This is a genomic window from Rubrivivax gelatinosus, from assembly GCF_004340905.1.
In the GTDB taxonomy this organism is placed as follows: domain Bacteria; phylum Pseudomonadota; class Gammaproteobacteria; order Burkholderiales; family Burkholderiaceae_C; genus Rubrivivax; species Rubrivivax gelatinosus.
Genome location: NZ_SLXD01000002.1, coordinates 407,830 through 425,216 on the forward strand (window position 1 = coordinate 407,830; position 17,387 = coordinate 425,216).

Consider the following 17,387-nt stretch of genomic DNA (forward strand, 5'->3'; position numbering starts at 1 on the left):
CACTGCGCAAAACAGAACGGCCGGGACGGCAACGCCTCCCGGCCGTTTCTTCTGGGCGCGCCGCTCAGTCCTCGCGCACGCAGTCGACGAAGTAGCCGCGGCGGCCTTCGGCGTCAAGGTCCTCGACGAGGCCGTGAACGTCGGTCGCGAAGCCGGGGAACGCCGCGTTGAACTCGCGCGTGAAGCGCAGGTAGTCGACGATTCGCTTGTTGAAGCGCTCGCCCGGGATCAAGAGCGGGATGCCCGGCGGGTACGGCGTCAGCAGCGAGGTCGCGATGCGGCCTTCCAGATCGTCGACGGCCACGCGCTCGGTGCGGCGCTGGGCGATGTGGGCGAAGGCGTCGGTCGGCTTCATCGCCGGCACGATCTCCGAGACGTACATCTCGGTCGTCAGGCGCGCGATGTCGCCCTTGGCGTACTGCTCGTGGATCGCCTGGCAGAGGTCGCGCAGGCCCATGCGCTCGTAACGCGGGTGCGCGGCGCAGAACTCGGGCAGCACACGCCACATCGGCGCGTTGCGGTCGTAGTCGTCCTTGAACTGCTGCAGCGCCGTCAGCAGCGTGTTCCAGCGGCCCTTGGTGATGCCGATCGTGAACATGATGAAGAACGAGTAGAGCCCGGTCTTCTCGACGACGACGCCGTGCTCGGCGAGGAACTTGGTGACGATGGACGCCGGGATGCCGGTCTCGGCGAAACGGCCCGACAGGTCCAGCCCTGGCGTGATCAAGGTGCACTTGATCGGGTCCAGCATGTTGAACCCGTCGGCCAGCGCGCCGAAGCCATGCCACTCGTCGTCGGCCTCGAGCACCCATTGCGCGCTCTGGCCGATGCCTTCGTCGGCGAGCTCGTCCGGGCCCCAGACCTTGAACCACCAGTCGCCGTCGCCGAACTCGCCCTCGACCTTGCGCATCGCGCGACGGAAGTCCAGCGACTCGACGATGCTCTCCTCGACCAGCGCCGGGCCGCCGGGCGCTTCCATCATCGCCGCGGCGACGTCGCAGCTGGCGATGATCGCGTACTGCGGCGAGGTGCTGGTGTGCATCAGGTAGGCCTCGTTGAAGAGGTGGCGGTCGAGCTTGCGCTCGGTCGCGTCCTGCACCAGCACCTGGCTGGCCTGGCTGATGCCGGCCAGCAGCTTGTGCGTCGACTGGGTCGCGAAGACGAGCTGGTCCTTCGGCCGTGCGCGCTTCTTGCCCATCGAGTGGAAGGGCCCGTAGAAGCGGTGGAAGGCGGCGTGCGGCAGCCAGGCCTCGTCGAAGTGCAGCGCGTCAACGTAACCGTCGAGCGCGTGCTTGATGGTTTCGGTGTTGTAGAGCACGCCGTCGTAGGTGCTCTGCGTCAGCGTCAGGATGCGCGGCTTGACCGTCTTCGGGTCGACGCCGGCGAGCAGCGGGTTGGCGGCGATCTTGCGTTCGATCGCCTCGCGCGAGAACTCGCTCTCGGGGATCGGGCCGATGATGCCGTAGTGGTTGCGTGTCGGCGTCAGGAACACCGGCACCGCGCCCGTCATGATGATCGAGTGCAGGATCGACTTGTGGCAGTTGCGGTCGACCACGACCACGTCGCCCGGCGCCACCATGTGGTGCCAGACCATCTTGTTGCTGGTGCTGGTGCCGTTGGTGACGAAGAAGCAGTGGTCGGCGTTGAAGATGCGCGCCGCGTTGCGCTCCGACGCGGCCACCGGGCCGGTGTGGTCGAGCAGCTGGCCGAGTTCCTCGACCGCGTTGCAGACGTCGGCACGCAGCATGTTCTCGCCGAAGAACTGGTGGAACATCTGACCCACCGGGCTCTTCAGGAAGGCGACGCCGCCCGAGTGCCCGGGGCAGTGCCAGGAGTACGAGCCGTCCTGGGCGTAGTCCATCAGCGCCTTGAAGAACGGCGGCGCCAGGCCGTCGAGGTAGCTGCGGGCCTCGCGGATGATGTGCCGGGCGACGAACTCCGGCGTGTCCTCGAACATGTGGATGAAGCCGTGCAGCTCGCGCAGCACGTCGTTCGGGATGTGCTGGCTGGTGCGCGTCTCGCCGTAGAGGTAGATCGGGATGTCCGCGTTCTTGAAGCGGATCTCCTCGATGAACTTGCGCAGGTTCAGCACCGCCGGGTCGAGCTCGGGGCCGGGCGTGAACTCGTTGTCGTCGATCGACAGGATGAAGGCGCTGGCGCGGCTTTGCTGCTGCGCGAACTGAGACAGGTCGCCGTAGCTGGTGGCGCCGACGACCTCGAAGCCCTCCTTCTCGATGGCCTCGGCGAGCGCGCGGATGCCGAAACCCGAGGTGTTCTCGGAGCGGAAGTCCTCGTCGATGATGACGATGGGAAAGCGAAAGCGCAGCATGGGCCGGGGCCTCGTCGTGACGACTGGGGTGAAACGAGGCGCGAAGTGTAGAGGCCGACGGGGGTGAACGCCGTGACGAACAATCGGCGTGTCTGCGTGAACCGGTTCGCACCATGGCCCAAGACCTCAACGTGCTCGGCAACGACCTCGTGCCCTGCTCCTATGCCCCGCTGACCGGCTGGCGCCGCGACGGCTGCTGCCACGGCGACGCCGACGATCCCGGCCGCCACCTCGTCTGCGCCCGCATGACGCTCGCCTTCCTGAACTTCCAGATGGAACAGGGCAACGACCTGATCACGCCACGGCCCGAGCTGCGCTTTGCGGGCCTGAAGCCGGGCGACCGCTGGTGCGTCTGCGTGCTGCGCTGGCGCGAGGCCTACGAAGCCGGCTGCGCGCCGCCGGCGGTGTTGGAAAGCACGCACGCCGCGGCGCTCGATTTCGTACCGCTTTCCTGGCTTCAGCGCAGCAACGCACCGGAGCTGAGGTAGACTCCCGGGTTCTTTCCGGAAGGGTGGATGAGCGGTTTAAGTCGCACGCCTGGAAAGCGTGTGTGGGTTAACAGCCCACCGCGGGTTCGAATCCCGCCCCTTCCGCCAGATCAGACGAACGGCCCCTAGCGGGCCGTTCGTCGTTTCTGCCCCCCGCGCCGCCCACTCGCCGACCGAGGATCGTCATGCACGATCCGCGCTTCGCGCGCTGCGGCAGCCCCGGCAGAGTCGTTTCCCGGTTCCTTCCCGAGAAACGACATGAGCACCATCACCCCCCTTGCCCCCGCGCGTGGCGCGTTCGAGCTGCTGCTGGCCGCGCGCGGCTTCGCCGACCCGGCGCTGCAGTCCGCGATCCGCGCCGGCTACGAAGTCCTGCAGGAGTTCATCGCCGCGTTCAACGCCCGCGACGCGCGGCGCTGGGCGCAGGTGCTGCACTACCCCCACGTGCGCCTCACGGCCGGCACGGTGCAGGTCTGGCCCGACGCCGCCGCTTATGCGGCGAGCAACGACCTCGAGGCCTTTGCCGCCACCGGCTGGGCCTACTCCGCCTGGGACCGCATCGAGCCGGTGCAGGCCTCGGCCGACAAGCTGCACTTCGCGCTGCGCTTCACGCGCTACGACGCCCGCCAAGCGCCGATCTCCAGCCACGAGGCGCTGTACGTGCTGACCTTCGCCGACGGGCGCTGGGGCGTGCAGTCGCGCTCCAGCTACGCCGGCATCGCGATCGCCGGCGCGGCGTTCTGAGGAGGCGCGGTGATGCTGTCCAACCGCCGCCGCTTCCTCGCCGCCGCCGCGGGCCTGGCCGCCGCCGGTCCGCTGGCCGCCACCGCCGCCCCCCGGCCGGTGCGGCTGGTCGTGCCCTACCCCGCCGGCGGCGTCGTCGACGTCGCGGCGCGCATCGTCGCCGACGAGATCGGCGCGCGCACCGGCCAGCGGTTCGTCGTCGACAACCGCGCCGGCGCCAACGGCAAGCTCGGCGCCCAGGCCGTTCGCAGCGCCGCGCCCGACGGCCAGACGGTGCTCGTCGGTTCGCTGTTCCTCGTGCTGAACCCGCTGATCGACCCGCAGGCCGGCTTCGCCAGCACCGACTTCGAGCCGCTGGCCGCGATCGGCGCACCGCCCAACCTGATCGTGGTGCCGGCGTCGTCGCCGCTGCGCTCGGTGGCCGACCTGGTCGCCCAGGCCCGGCGCCAGCCGGGCAAGCTGAACACGCCCAACCCCGGCATCGGCAGCTCCAACCATCTCGGGCTGGAGCTGTTCACCCAGGCCGCCGGCCTGGACGTGCTGCAGGTGCCGTACAAGGGCCAGCCGCCGTTCGTCGTGGACCTCGTCAACGGCGAGCTGCACTTCGCCTTCATGACGGCGGCCCTGGCCCTGCAGCAGATCGGCGCCGGCGCGCTGCGGCCGCTGGCCGTGGTCTCGCAGCAGCGGCTGGGCGCGCTGCCGGGCGTGCCGACGCTGGCCGAGGCCGGCTACGCCGAAGCCGTGGTGCTGCCCTGGAACGGCTGGTTCCTGCCCGCCGGCGCGCCGCGGGCACGGGGCGCGCAACTGGCCGCCGAAGTCGAGACCGCGCTGCGCTCGGCCGAGGTCCGGCGCCGCTTCGAGGCCATCGGCGCCGAGGTGCCGACGGCGCCGCGCGAGTTCCCCGACTTCGTCGCCGCCGAGGCGCAGCGCTGGAAGCGGCTGCTCGCCGAGGGCCGGATCCGCGTCGAGACCGCCTGATCAGGCACGCGGCGCCACCGCGGCCGCGCCGCGCCGCATCAGGCCTTCCAGCCAGCCGTGCGCGCTGACGACCAGCACGCCCGCCAGCACCAGCCCGGCGCCTGCGACGAAGGCCGCGTCCAGGCGCTCGGCCAGCAGCCAGGCGCCGAAGACGACGCCGAGGATCGGCGTCAGGAAGGACAGCACGCCCAGGCGCGACGCCAGGTAGTGGCGCAGCAGCCAGAACCAGACGAGGAAGCTCGCGAACGAGACGATCAGCGCCTGGAAGCCCAGATGGGCCCAGAAGGCCGGCGTCGCGTGCAGCGCGGTCTGGCCCGTCACCAGCGCCCCGGCGCCCAGCAGCACGCAGGCGCCGAGCAGCTGGTACAGCAGCGTCTCGGCCGCCGGCGCCTCGCTCAGCCGCGAGCAGCGGATGAGCACCGTCGTCGCGCCCCAGGAGGCGCCGGCGGCCAGCGCCAGCAGGTCGCCCCACAGCATCGACATTCCCATCGCCGTCGCCGTGCCGCCGCCGCGCCCGCCGAAGGCCAGCGCGATGCCGCCGAAGGCGATGGCGATGCCGGCCCATTGCAGCGGTCGCAGGCGCTCGGCCGGCAGCTTCAGGTGCAGGCCCACCGCGGCGAAGATCGGCGAGGTGTAGAGGAAGACGACGACGTGCGAGGCATGCGTGTGGCGCAGCGCCTCGGCGACGAACAGGTACTCCAGCGCGAACAGCAGCCCCACGCCCAGCCCCGGGCGCCAGCGCCCGGTGGCGCGCTGCACACGCTCGCCGCGCCAGACCATCACGCCGGCCACCAGCAGCGCCGCGATGGCCGAGCGCAGCGCCACCATCAGCATCGGCGAGACGTCGGCCGCGGCGGCCTTCAGCGAGATCTGCTGCAGGCTCCAGAGCATGCACAGCAGCACCATGACACCGACGGCCAGGCCGTCGAGGTTCTTGCGGGAATCCATTGGGGGGAGCGCGCCGGGCGCGCAGGCGGGAGGGTGAACGCGCACAGTGTCACGCTGTCGGAAGCTCGATGCATAGCGAATATCGGACAATGTGCAGCGTGGGCCGGTCAGCCGGAGCGGCCCGCCGCCCTCCCCGATGACTGCCGAAGACGCTCCCCGCCACCTCCTCCAGCCCTACGCCGGCACGATCGACACGCCGGTCTGGTTCCGCGCCGCCCGCGTGCCGGCCGACGCCGGCTACCCCGCCCACCGCCATGACGGCGGCGAGCTGGTCTACGCCTTCAGCGGCGTGCTCGAGATCGAGATCGCCGGCGCGCTCTACCTCGCGCCCCCGCAGTACGCGTTGTGGCTGCCGCCGGGCGTCGAGCACCGCGCGCTGAACCGGCGCGAGGCCCACCACGCCTCGGTCTACGTCGCCGAGCCGCTGTGCGCGACGATGCCGCGCGACGCCGCGGCGATCACCGTCGACCCGCTGCTGCGCGCGCTGCTGGCCCACCTGGACCGCCATCCGCCCGCCGAGCCGCCGACCGAGGCCGAGGCGAGGCTGCTGCAGGTGCTGGTCGACCGCCTGGTGGCCGCGCCGCGTTCGGGCAGCTATCTGCCGGTCTCGCACGACCCGCTGCTGGCGCCGGTGCTGCAGGCGCTGCAGGAGGACCCGGCCGACGAACGCAGCGTCGCCGAACTCGCCGCCGCGGTGGGCACGACCGAACGCACGCTGGCGCGGCGCTGCCAGCGCGAGCTGGGCATGCCGCTGGCCGCCTGGCGCCAGCGCCTGCGCGTGCTGCGCGCGCTGGCCATGCTCGACGAAGGCCGCAAGGTCGAGGCCATCGCGCTGGACCTGGGCTACGCCGGCGCCTCGGCCTTCATCGCGATGTTCCGGCGCCTGATGGGCACCACACCCGACGACTACCGCGGCCGCCGCGGCGACCTTGGAGTCCCGCGATGAGCGACTGGAGTACCCGCCTCGTCCAGCTGGCGCGCGCCGAATGGCAGCACCTGACCCAGGTGCAGCGCAGCGACCGCCTGTGGCAGATGCCGGTGGCCGCGGCGCTGGCGACCGGGCTGCCGCTGCTCGTCGGCGCCTGGTTCGGCCACATCGAGTTCGGCCTCGTGTCCTCGCTCGGCGGCCTGGTCTTCGTGCACACGCCGAACACGCCGATGCAGCACCGCATGGTCGTGCTGATGGCCTGCGCCTTCGCGATGACGGCCTGCTACGCCACCGGCGTGATCTGCCACTTCGCGCCCGGCTGGGCGGTGCCGGCGATCACCTTCCTGACCGCCGTCGTGACGATGCTCGTGCGGCTGTACGCGATGGGCCCGCCGGGCAGCCTGTTCTTCGTGATGGCCGCGGCCATCGGCGCCTACACGCCGGTGCAGGTCGAGGACCTGCCGCGTTCGGTCGGCCTGCTGTTCCTCGGCGCCTTCATGGCGGTGCTGATCGCCTTCGCCTACAGCCTGTGGGCGCTGCGGCTGCGGGCACCGCAGGAGCCGCCCGAGACGGCGCCGCCGAGCTTCGACTTCGTCGTCTTCGACTCGGTCGTCATCGGCGCCTTCGTCGGCCTGTCGCTGGCGCTGGCGCAGGCGCTGGGGCTGTCGCGGCCGTACTGGGTGCCGATCACCTGCCTGGCGGTGATCCAGGGCGCCTCGCTGCGCGCGGTGTGGATCCGCCAGCTGCACCGCGTGCTGGGCACCGCCGCCGGGCTGCTGGTCGCCTGGGCCATCCTGTCGCTGCCGCTGGGGCCGTGGAGCGTGGCTTTCGTGCTGATGGGGCTCAGCTTCGTCATCGAGATCAGCGTCGTGCGTCACTACGGGCTGGCGGTGATGTTCATCACGCCGCTGACCATCCTGCTGGCCGACGCCGCCCACCTGGGCTCGGTCGCGCCGGGGCCGCTGGTGCAGTCGCGGTTCATCGACACCGCCCTGGGCTGCGCCGTCGCGCTGCTCGGCGCCTGGTGCCTGCACGACCGGCGCTTCCGCATCCTCGTCGGCCGGCCGATGCGGCGGCTGATCCCGCCGCGGCTGCTGCGCTGATCAGGCGCCGCCGATGCCGACCGTGATGCGGCCCGTGCCGTCGCAGTTCGGGCAGCAGCTGCCTTCGCTGATGCGGCCGCTGCCGCCGCATTCGGGGCAGACGGTCTCGCCGGTGCCCGGCGTGCCGGGGGTGGCCTGGTCGCCCGGCGCCAAAGGCGCGGCGGGCGCGGCCGGCGCGGAGGTCGGTTCAGGCAGGCTGGAGAAGCTGGCTTCGGTGCTCATCGTCGGTCCTCACGCGGTGCACCCGGCGGCGGGCAAACGCCGCACCCGGCTTCAGGCCGCGGCCGCCTGCACGCGCGTGCCCTGGCCGCCGTGCAGGTCCAGGTCGGCGCGGATCGCCTGCATCGCCGGCCAGACCGTGCTGCACCAGGCGGGCGCCACCAGCGTCGGCGCGCGCGCGGTGGCGCTGACGCGGTGGAACACCACCTCGGGCGGCGTGCGCCGGATCAGCTCGCCGACCAGCGCCGCATAAGCCGGCAGCTCGGGCGGCGCGACCTCTCCGCGTTTGTGCGCCACGGCCAGCCGGCTGCCGCGCGTGATCATTAGCGGGTGCAGCTTCAGACCTTCGGCGCCGGCGTCGAGCACACGTTCCAGCGTCGCGTAGGCGTGGGCGTCGGTCTCGCCGGGCAGGCCGAGGATCAGGTGGGTGCAGATCGGCACGCCGGCGGCACGCGCGCGCGCCACCGCGTCGGCATAAGCCGCCCAGCCGTGGCCGCGGTTCACGCGCGCCAGCGTCTCGTCGTGCGCGCTCTGCAGGCCCAGCTCCAGCCAGACCTCGTAGCCACGCTCTCGGTAGCCGGCCAGCAGCGCCAGCACCGCGTCGGGCACGCAGTCCGGCCGTGTGCCCACCGCCAGGCCGACGACGTCGGGGCTGGCCGTGGCCTCGGCGTACAGCCGCGTCAGCGTCTCGACCTCGGCATAGGTGTTGGTGTAGGCCTGGAAGTAGGCGATGTAGCGCGCCGCGCGCTTGAGCTCGGCGCGGCGTTCGGCCAGCTGCTGCGCCAGCGGCGCGTCGCCGTCGTCGGCGGCGAAGGACAGCACGCTGCAGAAGGTGCAGCCGCCGCGGCCCAGCGTGCCGTCGCGGTTGGGGCAGCCGAAGCCGGCGTTCAGCGACAGCTTGCGCACGCGTTCGCCGTAGCGCGCCTTCAGGTGGCGGCCCAGCGTATTGACGACGTCATCGAGGTTCACGGCCCCGATTGTCCGCCGCCGCGCGGCATCATCGGGCGATGGACTGCCGCGTCGCCGCCGCGCTCGCCGCCCGCCTGGGCGGGCCCTGGCACGTGCGCACGCTGGGCGCCAGCGGCTTCACCGCCACCGGGCGCGCCGACGGCGCGGGCGGGCCGCTGTTCGTCAAGACGCTGCCGGCGGCCGAAGCCGACACGCTGGCCGCCGAGGCCGACGGGCTGCAGGCGCTCGCCGCCACGGCCACGCTGCGCGTGCCGGCGGTCGCCGGCTGCTGGATCGACGACGGCCTGGCGCTGCTGGCCCTGGAGTGGCTGGAGCTGCGCGCCAGCGCCGACGGCGCGCGCCTGGGCGCCGCGCTGGGCGCGCTGCACGCCGCCGCGCCCGCCGAAGGCGACGGCCGCTTCGGCTGGCGGCGCAACAACCGCCTGGGCAGCACCGTGCAGCGCAACGCCTGGAGCAGCGCCGGCGGGCTGGACGGCTGGATCGAGTTCTTCGGCCAGCGCCGCCTGATGGCGATGCACCAGGCGCTGGCCACCGCCGGCGCGCCCGCCGCGCTGGGCCATGCGGTCGAGGCCGTCGTCGCCGCGCTGCCGCGTTTCTTCGACGACGGCCATCTGCCACGCGCCAGCCTGATCCACGGCGACCTGTGGAGCGGCAACCACGGCGCGCTGGCCGACGGCACGCCGGTGGTCTACGACCCCGCGGTCTCGGTCTCGGACGCCGAGGCCGAGCTGGCGATGCTGGAACTCTTCGGCTCGCCGCCGCCGGGCTTCTGGCCGGCCTACCGCGCCACGGCCGGGCTGGCCCAGGGCTACGAGCGGCGCCGGCCGCTGTACCAGCTGTACCACCTGCTCAACCACGCGCTGCTGTTCGGCGGCGGTTACGTCGCGCAGTCGCTGGCCGTCGCCGAGCGCCTGCAGCGCGCCTGAGCCCCGGGCCGGGGCGCCGTCCTACAGCGTGCGCCGTGCTGCGCCGACGGGGCCGCCTCGCCGGCCGTCGCCCAATCGGAGCGCCAAGAACGTTAGCCCCGATGCCCGCCGACGACGCTGCCGAACCCGCCCGAGGCGAACGCCTCGTCGCCCTGCCCGCCGCGCTGGCGACGGCGCTCACGATCGCGCTCGTCGTCGCCGCGCTCTACCTCGGCCAGGCGATCCTGGTGCCGTTCGCGCTGGCGGTGCTGCTGGCCTTCGTGCTCGACCCGCTGGTCACGCGGCTGCGCCGGCCCTGGCTGCCGCGCGCCGCGGCGGTGGGCCTGGTGATCGCGACGATCGTCGCGCTGCTCGGCGGGCTGTCGGTCTTCGTCGGCTCGCAGGTCGCCGAGCTGGGGCGCGACCTGCCGAGCTACCAGAGCACGATCCAGAAGAAGCTGCGCACGCTGCGCCAGGCGGTCGTCGACCGTGGCGGCTCGCTGGGCGGCGCCTCGCGTGTCGTCGACGTCGTCGAACGCGAGTTCGACGCCGCGCGCAAGGCACTGCAGCCAGGCGTGCCGGCCGCCAGCCGCACGCCGTTGCCGGTGCGCGTGGACCCGACGCCGGCCTCGCCGCTGCAGGCGCTGGCCGACATGGCGCTGCCGGTGCTGACGCCGCTGGCCACCGCCGCGGTCGCCCTCGTCTTCCTGATCTTCATCCTCATCGACCGCAGCGACCTGCGCGAACGCCTGCTGCGTTTTGCCGGCGCCGACCTGCGGCGCGCCACCGCGGCGGTGGACGAAGCGGCGCGCCGCGTCAGCCGCTATCTCACAGTGCAGCTCGGGGTGAACCTGGCCTTCGGCGGCGCGCTCGGCCTGGGGCTGTGGCTGATCGGCGTGCCCGGCGCGCTGCTGTGGGGCGTGCTCGGCGCGGTGCTGCGCTACGTGCCCTACGTCGGCGGCGTGGTCGCTGCGGTCTGCCCGGCGCTGATGGCGTTCGCCGTCGACGACGGCTGGAGCCTGCTGCTCTGGACGGTGACACTGGTCCTGGCGCTGGAGATCCTCATCAACAGCTTCGTCGAACCCTGGCTGTACGGCGCCAGCGCCGGCATCGCACGTGTCGCGCTGCTGCTGTCGGCGGCGTTCTGGGCCGCGCTCTGGGGCCCGGTCGGGCTGCTGCTGGCGACGCCGATCACCGTCTGCCTGATCGTCATGGGCCGGCACCTGCGGCCGCTGCGCTTCCTCGAGCACCTGCTGGGCTCGAGCCCGGTGTTCGACGCGCCGACGCGCCTGTACCAGCGCCTGCTGGCCGGCGACGTCGAGGAGGCGATCGAGCTTGCCGAACAGGAGGTGCGCACCGGCTCGCTGCAGGCCTTCCTGCGCGACACCGGGGTGCCGGCGCTGCAGCAGGCGAGCCTGGCGCACGCGCGCAGCGGCGCCGAACACCGCCACCGTGTCGTTGCCGGGATGGCGGCCCTGCTGCGCGAGCTGCGCCAGGCCTGGCCGGCGCCGGCCGCGGCGCAGGGCGCGGCGCAGGTGCTGTGCATCGGGCTGCGCTCGGAACTCGATTCGCTGGCCGCCGAGATGCTGGCCCAGACCCTGGCCGCCACCGGCGCCGACGCCCGCCACCTGCCGTCGGCCGCACTGGGCGTCGAGCAGATCGGCAGCCTGCCGCTGGACGGCGTAGACGCGGTCGTGCTGTCGGCCTTCAACCCGGCGCCGGAGGCCAACGCACGCTTCGTCTGCCGCCGGCTGCGCCGCCGCCGCCCCGGGCTGCGCATCGTGCTGGCGCCGTGGAACGCACCGGCCGCGCTGCGCACGCCCGAAGCCGCGGCCGACCTGGGTGTCGACCACGTCGCCGCGACGCTGGACGAAGCGGCGCTGCAGGCCCTGCCGCCGTCCCGCCCGGCCGAGGACGGCGACTGCGCCGCACCGACGACGCTGGGCGCCGGAGCCTTGCAGGCGGCACTGGCCCCGGTGCTGCAGCGCACGGTCGACGTCTTCGACGCCCCGGTGGCGGCACTGGCGCTGGCCGACGGGCGCTGCCTCGCTTCGCCCGGCGGGGATGCGGCGCTGGGCGTCGCGGCGTCGCGCCTGGCGGCCGAGGCCGCGGCCGGCTTCGACGCCGGGGCCTGCGCCGCAGTCCCGCTGGCCGACCCGCGGCAGGCGCTGGGCGGGCTGGCCGCCGTCGTCGCCCCGTTGCTGGACGACACCGGCCGGCCGCGCGGCGCACTGCTCGTCGCACGCGCCGCCCCGCGCACCGCCACGGCGGGCGAGTTGCGGCTGCTGCAGTCGCTGGCACGCGAAGCCGGGCGCGCGGCAGCCCGTGCAGGCGGGCCGCCCTCGCCCGGGGCGGAGGCGAACGCGGCACTCGCGCCAGGCCGGCCGTCGCCGGCCTGACGGCGCCTCGTCCGACACGCCGCGGCGGCGCCCCCCGACGCCGGGCACCCGGCTTGCCCACCGACGATGCGCATCACCGTGGCCCGTCCGGGCCCGCAGCCAAGGAGCCGCAGATGAACGAGGGCCAGCCGATCGACCCCCGCCCCGAAGACGACACCTGGGACCGTGACGACGCCGCCTGGGCACTCGGCTGCGAGGCCGCCCTGCCCTTCCTGACCGCGGTGGCCGCGCCCCAGGACGAGGGCCGCACGCCGCGGCCCGTGCCGGGCCTGGAGTGAAACCGGCGGCGCACCGGGCGATGCGGCGTAGGACGGTTCCGACAGCGGCAGCGCGGGCGCTCCGACGCGCGTGCGCGGCGCGCGCTGCCGCGTGGCGTGCAGGACCGGTTCCGACAATGGGGCCAGTCCCGCTGCCCGAGCCGCAACGATCATGCTGCACTGCGCCGCCACCCTGCTCGCCATCGCCCTGCTCGCCCCGCTGGCCGGCCTCGCCGAAGGCGTGCCCCACGCGGCCCAGGCCGTCGCGCTGCTCGTCGTCGCCTTGGGGCTGGGCTCCCTGCTCCAGCGCCTGCTGGGACGCTGACGCCCCTGGGGCGCCCCGGTGAGCGCGCCGGACACCGGCAGCGCCACGCGCCGCGCCCAATGGCAGGACGAGGACGGCACCGCGGTGTTGCGCCTCGTCGGCGACTGGCGCGGCGCCCCGGTCGTGTTGCCGGCGCCACCGGCCGGCTCGCAACGCCTGCGGCTGCTGGCCGAGGACCTGGCCTGGAACGCACGCCTGGCGTCGGCGCTGTGGCAGTTGCTGCAGCCGCTGGCCGCCGCGTCGCGCGAGCTCGAGCTCGACGGCCTGCCGCCCGGGCTGGCGCGCATCCTGACGCTGGCGCTGCCTGCGCCGCAGAAGGCGGCCGCCGCGCCGCCGCCGGCCGCGCGCCGCCCGCACTGGGTCACCGAACTCGGCCAGCGCAGCCACGAGGCCTGGGACCAAGCGCTGGCCACGCTGCGTTTCGTCGGCGAGCTGCTGCTGGCCCTGGGCGCGCTCGTGCGCGGACGCAGCGACATGCGAGCCCAGGACCTCGCCTGGCAGCTCGACCAGTGCGGCCCGCGCAGCGTGCCGATCGTCTCGCTGGTCTGCGCGCTGGTCGGCCTGATCGTCGCCTACATGGGTGCGGTGCAGCTGGCGCGTTTCGGCGCCCAGGTCTTCATCGCCGACCTGGTGACGATCGGCGTGGTGCGCGAGATCGCGCCGCTGATCACCGCGGTGATCCTCGCCGGGCGCGTCGGCGCGGCCTTCGCGGCGCAGATCGGCAGCATGGTCGCCGCGGAGGAGGTCGACGCGCTGCGCACGCTGGGCATCGCGCCGGTGGGCCATCTGGCGCTGCCACGCGTGCTGGCGCTGGCCGTCACCACGCCGCTGCTGGCCGCCTACGGCGCCGTGGTCGCGATGCTGATGGGCGGGCTGGTGGCGGTGGCGATCTTCGGCGTCGAGCCGCTGGCCTACCTGAACAACAGCCTGAGTGCGCTGACCGTCGAGCACGTCGCCATCGGCCTGGTGAAGGCCACCAGCTACGGCGTGCTCGTCGGCATCGCCGGCTGCCGCCAGGGTCTGGCCGCCGGCCGCAGCGCCCAGGCCGTCGGCACGGCGACGACGAAGTCGGTCGTGCAGTCCATCGTCTGGATCGTCGTCGCCGCCTCCGCGCTGACGGTGCTGTTCCAGCGCCTGGGCTGGTGAACGCGCCGGACGCAGCGCTGGTGCGTGCCGAACGCCTGACGATGGCCTTCGGCACCAACGTCGTGCAGCGCGACCTGGACTTCGAGATCCGCCGCGACGAGGTCTTCGTCATCGCCGGCGCCAGCGGCTGCGGCAAGAGCACGCTGCTGCGCCACCTCGTCGGCCTGCAGCCGCCGGCGGCCGGGCGCGTGCTGCACAGCGGGCACGACCTCTATGCCGCCGAAGACGCCGAACTCGCCACGCTGCGCCGCGGCTTCGGCGTGATGTTCCAGGCCGGCGCGCTCTGGACCTCGATGACCGTGGGGGAGAACGTGATGCTGCCGCTGCAGCTGTTCACGACGATGGACGCGGCGCGCCGCGAAGCCGAGGCCCGCTTCAAGCTCGCGCTCGTCGGCCTGGGGGGCAGCTTCGACGCCGAGCCCTCGGCGCTCAGCGGCGGCATGCGCAAACGCGCCGCGATCGCACGCGCGATGGCGCTGGACCCGCCGCTGCTGTTCCTCGACGAACCCTCGGCCGGGCTGGACCCGATCACCTCGGCGCGGCTGGACGAGCTGATCCTGCAGCTGCGCGACGACTTCGGGACCACCGTCGTGATGGTGACGCACGAGCTGGAAAGCCTGATGAACGTCGGCGACCGGCTGCTGTTCCTGGACGCCAGCGAGAAGACCGCGACCGCGCTGGGCCCGCCGAAGGAACTGGCGCGCGACGGGCCGCCGGCGGTGCGCGAGTTCCTGGCCCGCGGGAGGCCGGCATGAAGCGGCGCGCCAACCCGACGCTGATCGGCGCCTTCGTGCTCGGCGCGCTCGTGCTGCTCGGTGCGGCGGCCTTCGCCATCGGCGGCGGGCGGCTGTTCGCGGGCACCGACCGTGCGGTGCTGCACTTCAACGGCTCGGTCTTCGGCCTGCCGGTCGGCGCCCCGGTGGTGTTTCGCGGCGTGCGGGTCGGCAAGGTCGAGTCGATCGAGATCCGCCACGACGCGCGCAGCGACCAGTTCTCGATCCCGGTCATCGTCGAACTCGACCGCGGCGCCATCCGCAGCCTCGACGGCGGCTCGTCCGAGGACACGCAGCGGCTGGCGCTGCCGGCGCTGGTCGATCGCGGCCTGCGCGCCAAGCTGTCGATGCAGAGCCTGCTGACCGGGCAGCTCTACGTCGACCTGGACCTGCGCCCCGACGAGGCACGCTCGCGCCGCGGCGGCTATCCCGGGCTGGTCGAGATCCCGACCTCCGAGACCGCGATCCAGAACCTGAAGGCGCAGCTCGACGGGCTGGACTTGCGCCGCCTCGTCGACGACGTCGCCGCGATCGCGGCGTCGGCGCGGGCCATCGTCGCCGGCCCGCAGCTCGGCCAGGCGCTCAACGACTTGCAGCAGATCACCGCCAACCTGCGCCAGGTCAGCGAGCAGCTCGAACGCCGGCTCGGGCCGCTGGCCGACGGCGCCCAGGGCGCGCTGGGCAGCACCGACGCGGCGATGCGCCGCCTGGGCGACGCCGCCGACGGCGTGCGCGCCTCGGCCGAACGGCTGGACACGCTGCTGGCGCCCGACTCGCCGCTGATGGCGCAGCTGCAGCGCAGCGCCGACGAACTCGCCGCCGCGGCCGCCGGGCTGCGCCGCGCCACCGCGGAGGATTCGTCACTGATGCGCGGCACCGACCGCACGCTGCAGGACGTGTCGCGCGCCGCGCGTGCGGTGCGTGAACTCGCCGACCTGCTCGAACGCCACCCCGAGGCGCTGCTGCGTGGCCGCGGCGCCGATGCCGAGGAACCCCGCCGATGAGCACCCCGCCCTGCCCCCTGCGCCGCCGGCTGGCGGGCGCCGCCGCGCTGGCACTTGCCGGCTGCGCGGCGGCGCCGGGACCGCCGCGGCGGCTGTACCGGCTGGACACCGCGGCGCCCGAACCCGTGCCCGAGGCACCGGCGGCGGCCGAGGTCTGGGCGATCTGGCCCACGGTGGCGCTGCCGGAGTACCTGCAGCGCGACGCGCTCCTCGTCGCCACGGACGACGCGCGCCTGCAGCCGCTGGACGGCGAGCGCTGGGCCGAGCCGCTGCGCGACGCGCTGCCGCGGCTGCTGCGTGCCGACCTCGAACGGCTGCGCGGTGCGGGCAGCACCTGGCTCGCGCCGGTGCCCGCAGGGCTGGTCGCGGCGCGGCTGCTGCGCCTGGAGCTGGCCGAGCTGCATGCCGCGGCGTTGCCCCCGGGCGTGCGCTGCGTCGCACGCTGGTGGCTCGAGGATCCGGCAGCGCGCCAGCCGCCGCGAGCCGGCAGCGCGACGCTGCACGAGCCGCAAGCCGGCACCGGCGCCGAGGAGATCGTGCGTGCGCACCGGCGGGTGCTGTGGCGGCTGGCACGGCTGATCGCCGCGTGACGGCGGCGGGCGCTTGTCCTACGGCCGCGGGGCGGCCGCTCCGACCGGGCCTGCGCCGGCGGCTGCCTACAGTGGGGGCGTGCCGGTTGCCACGGCAGCCGGGTCCCGGCGCCCAGCGCCCTTCCCGACGGAGCGCCACGATGAAGATCTCCCCCCAGACCACCGAGGACGGACGCCGGCTCGCCGCGAAGCTCGAGGGTCAGCGTGTCGCGATGCTGACGCTCGAGGAGGCCGGCGAGCTGACCAGCCGGCCGCTGACGCCGCTGGAGTTCGACGAACACGGCCGCTTCTGGTTCTTCACCTCGCGTCGCACGATGCAGCCGCTGCTGGGCGGCGCGGCGCGCGAGGCCAACCTCGCTTTCGCCGACGCTGCCAAGGGCGTCTATGCGTCGCTGCCCGGTCAGGCCGAGCTGGTCGACAGCCCGGAGCTGAAGGCGGCGCTGTGGACTGCGGCAGCGCGTCCGTGGTTCCCGGACGGCGAGGACGACCCCGACCTGATGCTGCTGAAGTTCGCCCCTCGGCGCGCCGAGGCCTGGGACGGGCCGCACAGCGCCGTGCTGCGGCTCGCGGCGATGGCCGCGTCGGTGGTCGCGGCGCGCCCGATCGGCCTGGGCGAGCACCAACGGCTGCAGATCCATTCGCGGGACTGAAGCTCCAACGCGCTTCATGCGCCGGGCGAGAGGCTCGCCCGACTGCCCCCGCCCCGGGACCCGGCGCGGGGGCTTTTTTCGCCGTTGGCGCCGGCGTCAGAAGCGCTTGCGCCAGGCGACGGCCAGGCCGTTGCGGCGCGGACGCAGGGACAGCGAGGCGTCGCCCGACAGCTGCATGCGCAGCGCGCCGCGCGGCAGCGAGACCGGGCCTTCGCCCTTCTCGAAGGCCAGGGTCGGGCGCGCCAGCACGAGCGCGGGCGGCGGCGCGAAGGCCGGCTCGGGCACGATGATGAAACGCGGCGCGGCGTGGCCCCCCGAACGCGGCACACGCAGGTCCAGCGGCCCGGCACGGTCGTCGCCCGCCTGGCACGACAGGCTCAGCGGCAGCAGCAGCGCGGCGCCGAAACGGCAGGCGGCGTTCATCGCGACACCTTGCGCGCGCGGCGCCGGCGCAGCAGGTCCAGCACGAAGCCGCCCAGCGCCAGCAGCAGGAAGAGCACGAACAGTAGCTGCGCCACCTGCGCCGCGCCCACGGCCACGCCGGTGAAGCCCAGCGCGCCCGCGACCAGCGCGATGACGAAGAAGACGACGGCCAGTTGCAGCATGAGCCACCTCGCGTCGGGCCTGGGCCA

General features: G+C 73.9%; 20 protein-coding genes and 1 tRNA gene. 15 read left to right on the plus strand and 6 right to left on the minus strand.

The window, feature by feature from the left end; translation table 11 throughout:
* Positions 1–64 precede the first annotated feature (64 nt).
* A complete protein-coding gene (locus EV684_RS05040; protein ID WP_200222389.1) occupies positions 65–2,329 on the minus strand; it encodes an arginine/lysine/ornithine decarboxylase in 2,265 nt (754 codons plus the stop codon).
* 113 nt (positions 2,330–2,442) lie between these two features.
* Between EV684_RS05040 and EV684_RS05045 the strand changes: the two genes are divergently transcribed.
* The 4 genes from EV684_RS05045 to EV684_RS05060 all read left to right on the plus strand — a co-directional run bounded on the left by EV684_RS05045 (position 2,443) and on the right by EV684_RS05060 (position 4,539).
* Entirely contained in the window at positions 2,443–2,817 is a 375-nt protein-coding gene (locus tag EV684_RS05045; protein WP_132645106.1) for a DUF2237 family protein, read from the plus strand.
* A gap of 17 nt (positions 2,818–2,834) precedes the next feature.
* Positions 2,835–2,925 (plus strand) — tRNA-Ser (locus EV684_RS05050).
* Positions 2,926–3,075: 150 nt separating this feature from the next.
* Positions 3,076–3,561, plus strand: coding sequence for a hypothetical protein (locus EV684_RS05055; RefSeq protein ID WP_132645107.1), 486 nt, complete (start codon positions 3,076–3,078; stop codon positions 3,559–3,561).
* A 12-nt stretch (positions 3,562–3,573) separates the two neighbouring features.
* Positions 3,574–4,539 (plus strand): tripartite tricarboxylate transporter substrate binding protein, encoded by a 966-nt coding sequence (locus EV684_RS05060; protein ID WP_132645108.1) that lies wholly within the window; start codon positions 3,574–3,576, stop codon positions 4,537–4,539.
* On the opposite strand, the gene EV684_RS05065 is transcribed toward EV684_RS05060, so the two are convergent.
* Complete coding sequence (locus EV684_RS05065; protein ID WP_132645109.1) at positions 4,540–5,487, minus strand: DMT family transporter; 948 nt, start codon at positions 5,485–5,487, stop codon at positions 4,540–4,542. It abuts the gene before it with no gap.
* Between the two features lie 136 nt (positions 5,488–5,623).
* Between EV684_RS05065 and EV684_RS05070 the strand changes: the two genes are divergently transcribed.
* On the plus strand, positions 5,624–6,433 hold the full coding sequence (locus tag EV684_RS05070; RefSeq protein ID WP_132645110.1) for an AraC family transcriptional regulator: 810 nt from the start codon (positions 5,624–5,626) through the stop codon (positions 6,431–6,433).
* Positions 6,430–7,518: an FUSC family protein gene (locus tag EV684_RS05075; protein ID WP_132645111.1), complete on the plus strand. Its 1,089-nt coding sequence runs from the start codon at positions 6,430–6,432 to the stop codon at positions 7,516–7,518. Before EV684_RS05070 ends, EV684_RS05075 begins: the two co-directional genes overlap by 4 nt.
* Here EV684_RS05075 and EV684_RS05080 read toward each other — a convergent pair whose 3' ends face one another.
* A complete protein-coding gene (locus tag EV684_RS05080) occupies positions 7,519–7,740 on the minus strand; it encodes a hypothetical protein (RefSeq protein ID WP_132645112.1) in 222 nt (73 codons plus the stop codon).
* A 51-nt stretch (positions 7,741–7,791) separates the two neighbouring features.
* Positions 7,792–8,706 carry a TIGR01212 family radical SAM protein gene (locus tag EV684_RS05085; RefSeq protein WP_132645113.1) on the minus strand — a complete coding sequence of 305 codons (915 nt, stop codon included), beginning with the start codon at positions 8,704–8,706 and terminating at the stop codon, positions 7,792–7,794.
* 38 nt (positions 8,707–8,744) lie between these two features.
* On the opposite strand from EV684_RS05085, the gene EV684_RS05090 reads away from it, so the two are divergent.
* From EV684_RS05090 to EV684_RS05120, 9 genes are all read left to right on the plus strand, one after another.
* On the plus strand, positions 8,745–9,632 hold the full coding sequence (locus EV684_RS05090) for a fructosamine kinase family protein (RefSeq protein WP_132645114.1): 888 nt from the start codon (positions 8,745–8,747) through the stop codon (positions 9,630–9,632).
* Between the two features lie 101 nt (positions 9,633–9,733).
* Positions 9,734–12,010, plus strand: coding sequence for an AI-2E family transporter (locus EV684_RS05095; RefSeq protein WP_132645115.1), 2,277 nt, complete (start codon positions 9,734–9,736; stop codon positions 12,008–12,010).
* A 113-nt stretch (positions 12,011–12,123) separates the two neighbouring features.
* On the plus strand, positions 12,124–12,288 hold the full coding sequence (locus tag EV684_RS23930) for a hypothetical protein (protein ID WP_165908400.1): 165 nt from the start codon (positions 12,124–12,126) through the stop codon (positions 12,286–12,288).
* Between the two features lie 151 nt (positions 12,289–12,439).
* Entirely contained in the window at positions 12,440–12,592 is a 153-nt protein-coding gene (locus tag EV684_RS23935; RefSeq protein ID WP_165908401.1) for a hypothetical protein, read from the plus strand.
* Between the two features lie 18 nt (positions 12,593–12,610).
* Complete coding sequence (locus tag EV684_RS05100; protein WP_132645116.1) at positions 12,611–13,738, plus strand: MlaE family ABC transporter permease; 1,128 nt, start codon at positions 12,611–12,613, stop codon at positions 13,736–13,738.
* Positions 13,735–14,493 carry an ABC transporter ATP-binding protein gene (locus tag EV684_RS05105; RefSeq protein ID WP_132645117.1) on the plus strand — a complete coding sequence of 253 codons (759 nt, stop codon included), beginning with the start codon at positions 13,735–13,737 and terminating at the stop codon, positions 14,491–14,493. The genes EV684_RS05100 and EV684_RS05105 overlap by 4 nt, the downstream gene beginning before the upstream one ends.
* Complete coding sequence (locus tag EV684_RS05110; RefSeq protein WP_132645118.1) at positions 14,490–15,515, plus strand: MlaD family protein; 1,026 nt, start codon at positions 14,490–14,492, stop codon at positions 15,513–15,515. Before EV684_RS05105 ends, EV684_RS05110 begins: the two co-directional genes overlap by 4 nt.
* Positions 15,512–16,105 (plus strand): PqiC family protein, encoded by a 594-nt coding sequence (locus tag EV684_RS05115; RefSeq protein ID WP_132645119.1) that lies wholly within the window; start codon positions 15,512–15,514, stop codon positions 16,103–16,105. The genes EV684_RS05110 and EV684_RS05115 overlap by 4 nt, the downstream gene beginning before the upstream one ends.
* 140 nt (positions 16,106–16,245) lie before the next feature.
* The gene (locus EV684_RS05120) at positions 16,246–16,755 is read left to right on the plus strand and encodes a pyridoxamine 5'-phosphate oxidase family protein (RefSeq protein ID WP_132645120.1); all 510 of its coding nucleotides are present in this window, start codon (positions 16,246–16,248) and stop codon (positions 16,753–16,755) included.
* Positions 16,756–16,851: 96 nt separating this feature from the next.
* Here EV684_RS05120 and EV684_RS05125 read toward each other — a convergent pair whose 3' ends face one another.
* Positions 16,852–17,178, minus strand: coding sequence for a hypothetical protein (locus EV684_RS05125; protein WP_132645121.1), 327 nt, complete (start codon positions 17,176–17,178; stop codon positions 16,852–16,854).
* On the minus strand, positions 17,175–17,360 hold the full coding sequence (locus EV684_RS05130; protein ID WP_132645122.1) for a DUF1328 family protein: 186 nt from the start codon (positions 17,358–17,360) through the stop codon (positions 17,175–17,177). Before EV684_RS05130 ends, EV684_RS05125 begins: the two co-directional genes overlap by 4 nt.
* Positions 17,361–17,387: the final 27 nt, after the last annotated feature.

Coding starts and splice junctions, on each gene's coding strand:
- EV684_RS05070 (WP_132645110.1), top strand. CDS start 5,624: ATGACTGCCGAAGACGCTCCCCGCCACCTCCTCCAGCCCTACGCCGGC.
- EV684_RS05065 (WP_132645109.1), bottom strand. CDS start 5,487: ATGGATTCCCGCAAGAACCTCGACGGCCTGGCCGTCGGTGTCATGGTG.
- EV684_RS05090 (WP_132645114.1), top strand. CDS start 8,745: ATGGACTGCCGCGTCGCCGCCGCGCTCGCCGCCCGCCTGGGCGGGCCC.
- EV684_RS05095 (WP_132645115.1), top strand. CDS start 9,734: ATGCCCGCCGACGACGCTGCCGAACCCGCCCGAGGCGAACGCCTCGTC.
- EV684_RS05080 (WP_132645112.1), bottom strand. CDS start 7,740: ATGAGCACCGAAGCCAGCTTCTCCAGCCTGCCTGAACCGACCTCCGCG.
- EV684_RS05055 (WP_132645107.1), top strand. CDS start 3,076: ATGAGCACCATCACCCCCCTTGCCCCCGCGCGTGGCGCGTTCGAGCTG.
- EV684_RS05045 (WP_132645106.1), top strand. CDS start 2,443: ATGGCCCAAGACCTCAACGTGCTCGGCAACGACCTCGTGCCCTGCTCC.
- EV684_RS05060 (WP_132645108.1), top strand. CDS start 3,574: ATGCTGTCCAACCGCCGCCGCTTCCTCGCCGCCGCCGCGGGCCTGGCC.
- EV684_RS05110 (WP_132645118.1), top strand. CDS start 14,490: ATGAAGCGGCGCGCCAACCCGACGCTGATCGGCGCCTTCGTGCTCGGC.
- EV684_RS05120 (WP_132645120.1), top strand. CDS start 16,246: ATGAAGATCTCCCCCCAGACCACCGAGGACGGACGCCGGCTCGCCGCG.
- EV684_RS23930 (WP_165908400.1), top strand. CDS start 12,124: ATGAACGAGGGCCAGCCGATCGACCCCCGCCCCGAAGACGACACCTGG.
- EV684_RS05075 (WP_132645111.1), top strand. CDS start 6,430: ATGAGCGACTGGAGTACCCGCCTCGTCCAGCTGGCGCGCGCCGAATGG.
- EV684_RS05130 (WP_132645122.1), bottom strand. CDS start 17,360: ATGCTGCAACTGGCCGTCGTCTTCTTCGTCATCGCGCTGGTCGCGGGC.
- EV684_RS23935 (WP_165908401.1), top strand. CDS start 12,440: ATGCTGCACTGCGCCGCCACCCTGCTCGCCATCGCCCTGCTCGCCCCG.
- EV684_RS05040 (WP_200222389.1), bottom strand. CDS start 2,329: ATGCTGCGCTTTCGCTTTCCCATCGTCATCATCGACGAGGACTTCCGC.
- EV684_RS05115 (WP_132645119.1), top strand. CDS start 15,512: ATGAGCACCCCGCCCTGCCCCCTGCGCCGCCGGCTGGCGGGCGCCGCC.
- EV684_RS05125 (WP_132645121.1), bottom strand. CDS start 17,178: ATGAACGCCGCCTGCCGTTTCGGCGCCGCGCTGCTGCTGCCGCTGAGC.